11 protein-coding genes are annotated in these 11,198 nt (G+C 59.1%); 6 read left to right on the top strand and 5 right to left on the bottom strand.

What is annotated here, in order from left to right:
• Positions 1 to 149 precede the first annotated feature (149 nt).
• Together glyA and QWI18_RS12735 are read left to right on the top strand one after the other, a co-directional pair.
• On the top strand, positions 150 to 1,403 hold the full coding sequence (gene glyA, locus QWI18_RS12740) for a serine hydroxymethyltransferase (RefSeq protein WP_192132879.1): 1,254 nt from the start codon (positions 150 to 152) through the stop codon (positions 1,401 to 1,403).
• Between the two features lie 275 nt (positions 1,404 to 1,678).
• A complete protein-coding gene (locus QWI18_RS12735) occupies positions 1,679 to 2,305 on the top strand; it encodes a hypothetical protein (RefSeq protein ID WP_369318972.1) in 627 nt (208 codons plus the stop codon).
• A 39-nt stretch (positions 2,306 to 2,344) separates the two neighbouring features.
• On the opposite strand, the gene yjiA is transcribed toward QWI18_RS12735, so the two are convergent.
• The 3 genes from yjiA to QWI18_RS12720 all read right to left on the bottom strand — a co-directional run bounded on the left by yjiA (position 2,345) and on the right by QWI18_RS12720 (position 5,739).
• The gene (gene yjiA / locus QWI18_RS12730) at positions 2,345 to 3,313 is read right to left on the bottom strand and encodes a GTPase (RefSeq protein ID WP_192132883.1); all 969 of its coding nucleotides are present in this window, start codon (positions 3,311 to 3,313) and stop codon (positions 2,345 to 2,347) included.
• 132 nt (positions 3,314 to 3,445) lie between these two features.
• Entirely contained in the window at positions 3,446 to 3,643 is a 198-nt protein-coding gene (locus QWI18_RS12725) for a YbdD/YjiX family protein (RefSeq protein ID WP_065987541.1), read from the bottom strand.
• A 26-nt stretch (positions 3,644 to 3,669) separates the two neighbouring features.
• Positions 3,670 to 5,739 carry a carbon starvation CstA family protein gene (locus tag QWI18_RS12720; protein WP_192132885.1) on the bottom strand — a complete coding sequence of 690 codons (2,070 nt, stop codon included), beginning with the start codon at positions 5,737 to 5,739 and terminating at the stop codon, positions 3,670 to 3,672.
• A gap of 153 nt (positions 5,740 to 5,892) precedes the next feature.
• Here QWI18_RS12720 and QWI18_RS12715 point away from each other — a divergent pair, with 153 nt between their 5' ends.
• Entirely contained in the window at positions 5,893 to 6,261 is a 369-nt protein-coding gene (locus QWI18_RS12715) for a PilZ domain-containing protein (protein ID WP_192132887.1), read from the top strand.
• A gap of 11 nt (positions 6,262 to 6,272) precedes the next feature.
• On the opposite strand, the gene radA is transcribed toward QWI18_RS12715, so the two are convergent.
• Positions 6,273 to 7,640, bottom strand: a complete 1,368-nt coding sequence (gene radA, locus QWI18_RS12710) for a DNA repair protein RadA (RefSeq protein WP_074888638.1) — start codon at positions 7,638 to 7,640, stop codon at positions 6,273 to 6,275.
• A gap of 198 nt (positions 7,641 to 7,838) precedes the next feature.
• Here radA and mscL point away from each other — a divergent pair, with 198 nt between their 5' ends.
• Positions 7,839 to 8,288 carry a large-conductance mechanosensitive channel protein MscL gene (mscL, locus tag QWI18_RS12705; RefSeq protein ID WP_065987544.1) on the top strand — a complete coding sequence of 150 codons (450 nt, stop codon included), beginning with the start codon at positions 7,839 to 7,841 and terminating at the stop codon, positions 8,286 to 8,288.
• A 239-nt stretch (positions 8,289 to 8,527) separates the two neighbouring features.
• Here mscL and QWI18_RS12700 read toward each other — a convergent pair whose 3' ends face one another.
• Positions 8,528 to 9,304 carry a ferredoxin--NADP reductase gene (locus tag QWI18_RS12700; RefSeq protein WP_369318971.1) on the bottom strand — a complete coding sequence of 259 codons (777 nt, stop codon included), beginning with the start codon at positions 9,302 to 9,304 and terminating at the stop codon, positions 8,528 to 8,530.
• Between the two features lie 319 nt (positions 9,305 to 9,623).
• Here QWI18_RS12700 and QWI18_RS12695 point away from each other — a divergent pair, with 319 nt between their 5' ends.
• Positions 9,624 to 9,872 carry a helix-turn-helix transcriptional regulator gene (locus QWI18_RS12695; RefSeq protein ID WP_065987546.1) on the top strand — a complete coding sequence of 83 codons (249 nt, stop codon included), beginning with the start codon at positions 9,624 to 9,626 and terminating at the stop codon, positions 9,870 to 9,872.
• A 159-nt stretch (positions 9,873 to 10,031) separates the two neighbouring features.
• On the top strand, positions 10,032 to 11,156 hold the full coding sequence (locus tag QWI18_RS12690; protein ID WP_065987547.1) for a class I SAM-dependent methyltransferase: 1,125 nt from the start codon (positions 10,032 to 10,034) through the stop codon (positions 11,154 to 11,156).
• Positions 11,157 to 11,198 lie beyond the last annotated feature (42 nt).

Raw genomic sequence — 11,198 nt, 5'->3', positions numbered from 1 at the left:
CACATCGCGGGACAAGCCACGCTCCTACAGACGCTGCGTCAGCCTGGATGAAAACCACTTGTCCCGCACATGACCCGCTTTCATATGCCAGATAAAACCCGATGGGTTAGAATGCCCCCTTTTCTACTGCCCGATCCTCGAGGACCGCCATGTTCAGCCGCAATTTGACCATCGCCAAGTACGACTCCGACCTGTACGCCGCCATGGAACAGGAAGCCAAGCGTCAGGAAGATCACATCGAGCTGATCGCCTCGGAGAACTACACCAGCCCGGCCGTCATGGAAGCCCAGGGCTCGGTCCTCACCAACAAGTACGCTGAAGGCTACCCCGGCAAGCGTTACTACGGCGGCTGCGAATACGTCGACATCGTCGAGCAACTGGCCATCGACCGCGCCAAGCAACTGTTCGGCGCCGATTACGCCAACGTCCAGCCACACGCGGGTTCCCAGGCCAACAGCGCGGTGTACCTGGCGCTGCTCAATGCTGGCGACACCATCCTGGGCATGAGCCTGGCACACGGCGGTCACCTTACCCACGGCGCCAGCGTTTCTTCCTCGGGCAAGCTGTACAACGCCGTTCAGTACGGCATCGACGGCAACGGCCTGATCGACTACGACGAAGTCGAGCGTCTGGCTGTTGAGCACAAACCAAAGATGATCGTTGCCGGTTTCTCGGCCTACTCGCAGATCCTCGACTTCCCGCGTTTCCGCGCCATCGCAGACAAGGTCGGCGCTTACCTGTTCGTCGACATGGCGCACGTAGCCGGTCTTGTCGCTGCAGGCGTTTACCCGAACCCTGTTCCCTTCGCTGACGTCGTCACCACCACCACCCACAAAACCCTGCGCGGCCCACGCGGCGGCCTGATCCTGGCGCGCGCCAATGCCGAGATCGAGAAGAAGCTGAACTCCGCTGTTTTCCCGGGTGGCCAGGGCGGTCCTCTGGAGCACGTCATCGCGGCCAAGGCGATCTGCTTCAAAGAAGCGCTGCAGCCTGAGTTCAAGACCTACCAGGAACAAGTGGTGAAAAACGCCAAGGCCATGGCCGGCGTGTTCATCGAGCGTGGTTTCGACGTGGTGTCCGGCGGTACTGAAAACCACCTGTTCCTGCTGTCGCTGATCAAGCAGGACATCTCCGGTAAAGACGCCGACGCCGCACTGGGCAAAGCGTTCATCACCGTGAACAAGAACTCGGTGCCAAACGATCCACGCTCCCCGTTCGTCACCTCCGGCCTGCGCTTCGGCACCCCGGCCGTGACCACTCGCGGCTTCAAGGAAGCAGAGTGCAAAGAGCTGGCCGGCTGGATCTGCGACATCCTGGCCGACCTGAACAACGAAGCGGTGATCAACGCCGTTCGCGAGAAGGTCCAGGCCATCTGCGCCAAGCTGCCGGTTTACGGCGCTTGATAGCGGTTGTTTGATGTGAAAAAGCCCGGCTTGTTAGCCGGGCTTTTTTGTGGCAGCGTCCCCGTCTTCGTTGAACATGCGTACAATACGCTGCATATGCGACGCTTCTGAACTCGCGCATAGCATGCTGCCCCGGGCTTCAAAGAACAAAATCTGCTATCAATTTCATTTTTACTTCAAAGTACGCTTTAAACTGTCAAAACTGACAGCAGACACACCCACCTTCCCGTGCAATAGTTATCACTCCTAACAAAGCAACATCATGGAGAAACACTATGAGTACGGATATTGAAAAATCTTTCGTGGCTACATTGACTTACAATGATGGCTCTACTAATAAATACGGCGCGGCGAATGTTGTAGATTTTGACTTTTCATATAACGCGACGGAAGCAGTGAACTCGTCGAATCTAAACGACAATTTGGTTGCAAAAAATAAGGATACTGCATATTTGTGCGCAAACACGAACGCAAGCAGCGCAGCTCAGCTTTACTTCCGATGGGAGACTGTTGGCAGCGGAGGTCGCTATAGAATATGGGTGAGGAGTGGCCCCAACACCGGAAAACTCCTGTCCATGTCTAACAATGGCTATCTGTACGCAAATGAAAACTCTGGTCGCCCCCATCTATTCTGGCTAGCGACGCAGTCCGCTAAAGACCAACCTTGGAAGCATGTAACAGGGGATAGTCTAAGCGGGGGCCGGCTGCTAATTCAACAAGCGGACTCCGAAACTAACCTTAAGGTCCATTCAAAAAATTTTCCCGATTCAAGCGATAAAACAATGTGGTGGTCATACATCACTGCCGAAGTAGGCTCAGAGGAACGATACATCAGCCTAAATATTAAAGACACCAATGTTGATTATGCACCCTCTGACGTTTGGGGCAAGGGTAAAGCGTGAGTTGTATGGCCATCATATTATTTGATGGCCAAACTTAGCCTATTCTGAGACCATTTCAAACCCCGCCCGGATCTTCTCTTCCGGCAGTTCGTCGGCAATGAACACGATCACGCTTTCGCGCTTTTCGCCTTCTGCCCACTCCACATCGAAATCAAATCCGTACAGCTTCAGCACGCCCTGAAACACCAGCTTGCGGTCTTCGCCAGCGATGTTCAGCACGCCTTTGTAGCGCAGCAGTTGTTTGCCGTGCTCTTCCAGCAACTCGTTCATGAAGGTGCTGAGCCTGTCGATATCCAGCGGCTGGTCACTGCGCAGGACCAGGCTGCTGATCCGGTCGATGGAGCGGCCTGCAGGGGCTGCCGGTCGCAAGGTCATCCCGCCGATGTCAGCGTTGAGGTTGAAGCCGCGCACGTCCAGCAGTTCGGCCAGATCGATCTTGCCGTGCTCGACCACACGGATCGGCGCACGTCGGTTGATGCGGGTCAAGCGCTCGCTCAATGCATTGAAGGCTGCTTCGTCCACCAGATCGGTCTTGCTCACCAGCAGACGATCCGCGAAGCCGATCTGCGCCTGGGCAATGGTCTGCTCCAGGTGCGTGTCGGCATGGGCGGCGTCGACCAGCGTAATGATGCCGTCGAGGATGTAGCGCTCACGCAGCTCCTCGTCGATGAAGAAGGTTTGCGCCACCGGTGCGGGGTCTGCCAGACCGGTGCACTCAATGACCAGCCGATCGAAAGCTATTTCGCCGCTGTCGAGCCGCTCCAGCAAAAGGAATAGCGCTTTGGTCAGGTCGGTGTGAATGGTGCAGCAGACGCAACCGTTGGACAGCGTCATGACCTGCACGGGCTCATCGCCCAGTAATTGGGTGTCGACGCCGGCATCACTGAATTCGTTCTCGATCACGGCAATCTTCAGGCCGTGCTCCTCCTTGAGCAGATGGCGCAGCAAGGTGGTTTTGCCGGCGCCGAGAAAGCCGCTGAGGATCGTGACGGGGATAGGTGTGAACAAAAAAAAGACCTCGATTCGCTGAAAAAAAACAGGAGTGAGATTGCTGGCGATTCGAAATGTCAGTCAGTACAGCGGCGACTGAATTAACGCATCGCGAGCAAGCTCACTCCTGCATGACCAGGGGTCACTTCATTAGCAACACTTGGGCCCGCCCTTCCCGCCGTAACGGGCGTCCTGGCGTTCCCGGAAGAACGCTTCGTAGGACATCACCGGCTTGTCCGGGTGAGTCTTCTGCATATGCTCAACGTAGTTGTCGTAATCCGGCATGCCCACCATGAGGCGGGCGGCCTGACCGAGATACTTACCCAGGCGACTCAGATCGTTGAACATAGGCAGCTCCTCGCGTTACAGCGCACTCAATGGGTTTCCGGGAACGCCTGGAATGGCGATTCCTTGTCGGTACGCTCCTTCTTGATCCACGCCGCACGCCCCACTTTCAGTGCATAGAACAGAATGCTCAGGACCACGAACAGGAACAGCGTGGTCAGGGTGGCGTTGGTGTAGGCGTTGAAGATCACATGCTGCATCTGGTCCATGGTCTTGGCAGGGGCCAGCACCTGACCGGCATCTGCCGCTGCGCTGTATTTCTTCGCCAGCGCCAGGAAGCCCACCGCAGGGCTCGGGTCGAAGAGCTTGATGAAGCCTGCGGTCACGGTGCAGATCAGTAGCCACGAAGCCGGCAGAATAGTGACCCACACGTACTGTTGGCGCTTCATTTTGATCAGCACGACCGTCGCCAGCATCAGCGCAATACCCGCCAGCATCTGGTTGGAGATACCGAACAATGGCCACAACGTGTTGATCCCGCCCAGCGGATCGATCACGCCCTGATACAGCAGATACCCCCACAGCGCGACACAACCACCGGTGCCGATGGCGTTGGCGGTCCAGGACTCGGTGCGTTTCAGTGCTGGGACAAAACTGCCCAGCAAATCCTGCAGCATGAAGCGGCCGGCACGGGTACCGGCATCGACTGCGGTCAGGATGAACAGCGCTTCAAACAGAATCGCGAAGTGGTACCAGAACGCCATGGTGTTCTGACCCGGGAACGCCTGGTGCAGGATCTGAGCGATCCCCACGGCCAGGGTCGGTGCACCACCGGCACGTGCCAGCACAGTGTTTTCGCCGATGTCCTTCGCCACCGCGGTCAATTGATCCGGCGTGATGAGGAAGCCCCAACTGCTGACCATCTGCGCGACCGAATTGACGTCGGAGCCGACGATAGCCGCCGGGCTGTTCATCGCGAAGTACACGCCTGGCTCGATGACCGAAGCCGCGACCATCGCCATGATCGCCACGAACGACTCCATCAGCATGCCGCCGTAACCGATGTAACGGGCGTTGACTTCGTTATCCAGCAGCTTAGGCGTGGTGCCCGAAGAAATCAGCGCGTGGAAACCGGATACCGCGCCACAGGCGATGGTGATGAACAGGAACGGAAACAGGGTGCCTTTCCAGACCGGACCGGTGCCGTCGGTGAACTGCGTCAGCGCAGGCATTTTAAGCTCAGGCGCGAGAATGAGGATGCCGATCGCCAGGGCGATGATGGTGCCGATTTTCAGGAACGTGGACAGGTAGTCGCGAGGCGCCAGTACCAGCCAGACCGGGAGCATGGCGGCGACAAAGCCGTAGCCGACCAGCATCCAGGTGATCTGAACGCCAGTGAACGTGAACATCGGCGCCCACTCAGGACTCGCTGCCACCAGACCACCAACCCAGATCGACAGCAGCAACAGCACGACGCCCACCACCGAGATCTCGCCGATACGGCCCGGACGGATGAAGCGCATGTAGATGCCCATAAACATCGCGATCGGAATCGTTGCCATGACCGTGAACATGCCCCATGGGCTCTCGGCCAGTGCCTTGACGACGATCAGCGCCAGCACCGCAAGGATGATGATCATGATCAGGAAGCAGCCGAACAACGCAATGGTGCCGGGAATGCGGCCCATTTCTTCGCGGACCATGTCGCCCAGAGAGCGCCCGTTACGGCGCGTGGAAAGGAACAGGATCATGAAGTCCTGAACCGCACCGGCCAGCACGACACCGGCAATCAGCCACAGCGTACCGGGCAGATACCCCATCTGCGCGGCGAGCACCGGACCGACAAGAGGGCCGGCGCCGGCAATGGCAGCGAAGTGGTGACCGAAGAGGATGTGTTTATTGGTGGGAACGTAGTCGAGCCCGTCATTTTTCAGCACCGCGGGGGTGGCCCGGGTCGGGTCGAGTTGCATGACCTTAGTTGCGATGAACAGGCTGTAGTAACGATAAGCGACCAGATAAATGGCCACTGCGGCGACCACAATCCAGAGTGCGTTGATCGCCTCCCCGCGACGCAACGCAACCACTCCCAGCGCCCAGGCCCCAAGGATGGCAACCATCAGCCAGGGCACGTGGCGCAGCAGACCATTATTGTTTTTCATTTTTTTTGATTCCAACTGAGTGGACTTATTTTTATTCAGCAAGCGGAGTTTAGCGCCGCCGGAGCGAAAGGCTACCCCCACGATGGTCTAGCGCGATATTTGTCCTATAGTCAACGCAGTGGGCGCTTGAGGCGCAGAAGGAGTAGTAGCGTAATGACCGAGAATCACAATGAACGTCGTCGCTTCAAACGCGTTGCATTCGACGCGAAAACCAAACTCAGCCAGGGCGAGCAGACCTGGACGGTTCAGCTGATCGACCTGTCGCTCAAGGGGCTGCTGATCGAAAAACCCTCGCCTTGGGAGGGTGATGCCAACCAGCGCTTCATGGTCGACATCGAGTTGCAGGACGGTATAGACGTCGTGATGGAGGTGCAGCTGACCCACGATGATCACAATCACCTGGGATTTGTCTGCAAGCACATCGAGCTCGATTCAGTGACGCACCTGCGCCGACTGATCGAACTCAACATTGCCGATCACGATGAACTGGAGCGCGAGCTGGGTGCGCTGATACATCTATAGGGCGCGCCGCCTTATTCGAACAACGCGTCCAGCGCTTGATCAAGGCGAGTCACGCCGATCACCGTCAGGCCGGGCGGCGACTCTTTCGGGGCGTTGCCCTTGGGCACGATGGCGCGCTTGAAGCCGTGCTTGGCCGCCTCTTTGAGTCGCTCCTGCCCACTGGGCACGGGGCGCACTTCTCCCGACAAGCCCACTTCACCGAACACCAGCAAGTCGCCCGGCAGCGCCCGGTTACGCAGGCTGGACATCACGGCGGCCATCAAGGCCAGGTCGGAAGCGGTTTCCAGCACTTTCACCCCGCCCACGACGTTGAGAAACACATCCTGGTCATGGGTGGGAATGCCGCCGTGACGGTGCAATACCGCCAGCAACATGGCGAGCCGGTTTTGATCCAGCCCCAACGTCACGCGACGCGGGTTGGACAGGTGGCTGTCATCGACCAGCGCCTGCACTTCGACCAGCATCGGCCGGGTGCCTTCCCACGTGGCCATGACCACGCTGCCCGCGACTTCTTCCTGCGCGCGGGTGAGAAAGATCGCCGAGGGATTCGAGACTTCTTTCAGACCTTTGTCGGTCATGCCGAAAACGCCCAGTTCGTTGACGGCACCAAAGCGGTTCTTCACGGCGCGCAGCAAGCGCAGGCGGCCATCGGACTCACCTTCGAAATACAACACGGTGTCGACCATGTGCTCCAGGACGCGAGGCCCGGCCAGCGCGCCTTCTTTGGTCACGTGGCCGACCAGGAAGATCGCGGTACCGCTCTGCTTGGCGTATCGCACCAGCAACGCGGCGCTCTCGCGCACCTGGGATACGCCGCCGGGCGCAGATTGCAGCTGTTCGGTGAAGATGGTCTGGATCGAATCGATCACCATGACCTTCGGCTGCTCGATGCGCGCCGTGGCAATGATGGTTTCGATGCAGGTCTCGGTCATGACCCGCAGCTTGTCCTGGGGCAGGCCAAGCCTGCGGGCACGCATCGCGACCTGCTGCTGCGACTCTTCGCCGGTGACGTACAGCGCCGGCATGCGCTCGGCTATGGCGCAGAGGGTCTGCAACAGAATGGTCGACTTGCCAATGCCGGGGTCGCCGCCGATCAGCACCACCGAGCCATCCACCAGGCCGCCGCCAAGGACGCGATCCAGCTCAGTGGAGTTGGTGGAAAAACGCGGGATTTCTTCGACACTGACTTCGGCCAGGGTTTTGATCTGCGCCTGTTGGCCGGTCCAGCCGGAACGACCGCTGGGCGCAGCCGCTGTGCTGTTGTCGATTACGGTTTCAACAAGGGTGTTCCATGCGCCGCATTCGCTGCACTGGCCGGCCCATTTGGGAAACGTCGAACCGCACTCGGTGCAGCCGTACATGCGTTTGGCCTTGGCCATGACACCCCCGATGTAAAAAGGGGCAATCATACCCGATGCGTCAAACCGTCGGGCGCAGCGCTACCGGGCATGCATGCTTTTGGAGGATTAAATAAAACTTACCGGGTCGTACCCGGTCGATTGCATGGTTTAAGCGGGATGCAACTAGCTGACTTACACTACATTTACCCCTCACATCTGTAACAAAGGAATACACCCATGAGCGTACTAAGCGAGTTCAAAGCCTTTGCCGTAAAAGGAAACGTCGTCGACATGGCCGTCGGTATCATCATCGGCGCGGCATTCGGCAAGATCGTTTCGTCGTTCGTAGGCGATGTAATCATGCCGCCCCTCGGGTTGCTGATCGGCGGCGTGGACTTCAGTGATCTGTCGGTCGTGCTGCGACCTGCGGAAGGTGCCGCGCCAGCGGTGGTGCTGGCTTACGGCAAGTTCATTCAGACCGTGATCGACTTTATCATCGTGGCATTCGCCATCTTCATGGGCGTCAAGGCAATCAACCGCCTGAAACGCGAAGAAGCCAAAGCCCCGACCCTGCCGCCAACGCCGTCCAAAGAAGAACTGCTGCTGGGCGAAATCCGCGATCTGCTGAAAGAGCAGAACAGCAAACCGGCTGCGCCACTGCCAGTGACGCCCGACCGGTTCGTTTAAGGGCTGAGGGCTGCGAGCATCCGGCTGTTTGCTCTGCATACTGAACGCGAGCTTCGCGAGCAAGCTCGCTCCCACAGGATCGGGGGATGGCTCGGAATCACCGCTCGCTGCTGGACGTGTGGGAGCGAGCTTGCTCGCGAAGACGGCATACCGGCCGCTGGAAACTCAGCGGATGCACCCCCATCTACTCGAGCAAGCCCGCTTCTGTGCGGGTCTTGCGATTGCAACGCTGTATGAACCTACCAGTAATTCTCCACCGCAATCTGTCCCGGCTTGCGCGTCAGCGCCAGGCGCATGTCGCGGGTCTTCAGTATCGCGCGAGTGTCTTCGATCATCTGCGGATTGCCGCAAATCATCACCCGTGAGTGCTCGGGTGTCAGCTCCACACCGGCCGCCTTCTCCAACTCACCGTTTTCGATCAGCGTGGTAATCCGTCCGCTGAGCGCCCCCGGATGCGACTCCCTCGTTACCGTCGCGATAAACGTGAATTTGTGAGCGTACTCAGCCAGGTATTCGCGCTGGGTCAGCTTGGCAATCAACTGCTGGTAGGCCAGCTCCCGGGACTCGCGAGCGCTGTACACCAGAATGATGCGCTCGAATTTTTCCCAGACCTCAAAGTCCTGAAGAATCGACAGAAACGGCGCCACGCCAGTGCCTGTGGATAACATCCAGAGGTCGCGACCATCGGTGAAGCGATCCAGGGTCAGGTAACCCACCGCCTGTTTTTCCACCATCAGCGTGTCGCCCTGACGAAGCCGGCTCAACTCGCTGGTGAATTCGCCGTTGGGCACCACGATCGAGAAAAATTCGAGGAATTCATCGAAGGGTGAGGACACCACCGAGTACGCCCGCCACACCGTCGTGCCATCGGGTTTGTTGACGCCCAGACGTGCGAATTGTCCCGCCGTGAAGCGGAAACCGGGATCGCGGGTGGTGCGAAAGGTAAAGAGACTGGGAGTCAGCGGCGTAACGTCCAGCAGCGTTTGCCGGGTGAATTTCTCTGCACTGGCAGTCATGGGGCGCTCCTGGCTCCTGTCTCGCAAAAAAGGGTGATCAGTGTCCCGCAAACCCGCCGCGATAAACACCGTCGGTTTGTAGTGATATCCGCAGCGGACTGAGCGATTTTTAGAGTATTTCGCTATCGGTGTAATCGCGAAGCGGCTCGCAACGGCGCATAACGCTGCCCTAACCTTTTGATTTTATGGCCGTTCAAAGATGCCGCTGGTAGCTCATCAGTCACCACTCCGGCTTGTTCCCCAGGCGCGACGCTTTTGAGGCCGTGATTGTTTCCTAGACTTCGATCAGGACGATCAAGACTGAGCATGGAGGCACGCGATGGACATCGGCAAGAGGGGGGACGGCTGCACGACGAGCGCGGAGACGCTCACCTACAAGGGCCTGACGATCAGAGAGGTAGAGGTATTGAAGTGGTGCGCTACGGGCAAGACGGCGGCCGAAGTCGCGTTGATCCTTGATGTCACAGCGCGCACCGTTAATTTCCACGTGGGCAAAGCCATTCAGAAGATCGGCGCCTGCAACAAGATGTCGGCAGTGGTTCAGGCAACGAAAGACGGGGTGATCTAGGCATAAGGCCACGCTGGGGCGAAGCCAGGACGAAAAGCCCGGTGCGTGTGGGCAAAAAACACGTAAAATCGCCGGCTTCGCGAACCTCGTGACGCCGGCACAGGTGCAACTCCCGCCAGCACGCCGATCACGCCATCAACGACTGGAAATGCTCCGCCCATGCCCCTGCTTACCACCCCGCTTGCCCAGCTCGATCTGATCCGCCAGCCGGAACAGTCGGATGAGCCCTTGCAGGCCTTCGATGCCGCTGACGAGTACCTGCTCAACCACGTCGCTGAACAGGGCGTGACGCTGCAAACACGGGTACTGGTGCTCAACGACAGTTTCGGCGCGCTCGCAGCCAGTCTCGCGCCCCATGCCACAGTGGTCAGCAGCACGGATTCGTACCTCGGCGCCCAGGCTCTGGAAAAGAACCTGGTGCGCAACGGCCTGACCTACGACGCGGTGCCGGTGATCCCGGCCAGCGCGCCGTTGACCGGCCCCTTCGACTGGGTGCTGATTCGCGTGCCGAAGACACTCGCCTTGCTGGAAGAACAGCTGATTCGTTTGCAGGACCAACTGGCCCCGAACGCCAAAGTCGTCGCCGCCGGGATGATCAAGCACCTGCCCCGCTCGGCTGGCGAGCTGATGGAAGAGTACATCGGCCCCGTGCAGGCATCCCTCGCCGTGAAAAAAGCGCGGCTGCTGTTCTGCACCCCTGAGGTCAAAACCGTTCAGCCTTCGCCCTACCCCACCCGTTACACGCTGGACGAGCCGAAGATCGAACTGATCAACCACGCCAACGTGTTTTGCCGTGACGGTCTGGACATCGGCACGCGGGCCTTCCTGCCGTACTTGCCCAAAGGCCTGGGCTCGGCGCGGGTCGCGGATCTGGGCTGCGGCAATGGCGTGCTCGCCATCGCCAGTGCCTTGGACAACCCTGACGCGCATTACACGCTGGTGGACGAGTCGTTCATGGCGGTGCAGTCGGCGCAGGAGAACTGGAGACTGGCCCTCGGCGAGCGGCCGGCGGTGATTCACGCAGGTGACGGGCTGGCGTCGCAGGAACCCGATTCGCTGGACGTCGTCCTGTGCAATCCGCCGTTTCACCAGCAACAAGTAGTCGGCGATTTCCTCGCCTGGCGGATGTTCCAGCAGGCGCGCTCGGCGCTCGTCACTGGCGGTGCGCTGTACATCGTCGGCAACCGTCATCTGGGCTACCACAGCAAACTGGCGCGGCTGTTCCGGGGCGTGGAGCAAGTGGCGGCGACGCCGAAGTTCGTGATCCTCAAGGCGCGTAAATAGCTCACCGCGCTCGTCGTCCTGACTTCAGATGTGCAGCCAAAA

Source organism: Pseudomonas sp. W2Oct36 (assembly GCF_041060465.1).
Taxonomy (GTDB): domain Bacteria; phylum Pseudomonadota; class Gammaproteobacteria; order Pseudomonadales; family Pseudomonadaceae; genus Aquipseudomonas; species Aquipseudomonas graminis_B.
Note: the sequence above shows the minus strand (reverse complement) of the source record. Positions and strands in the feature narration are given on the sequence as shown.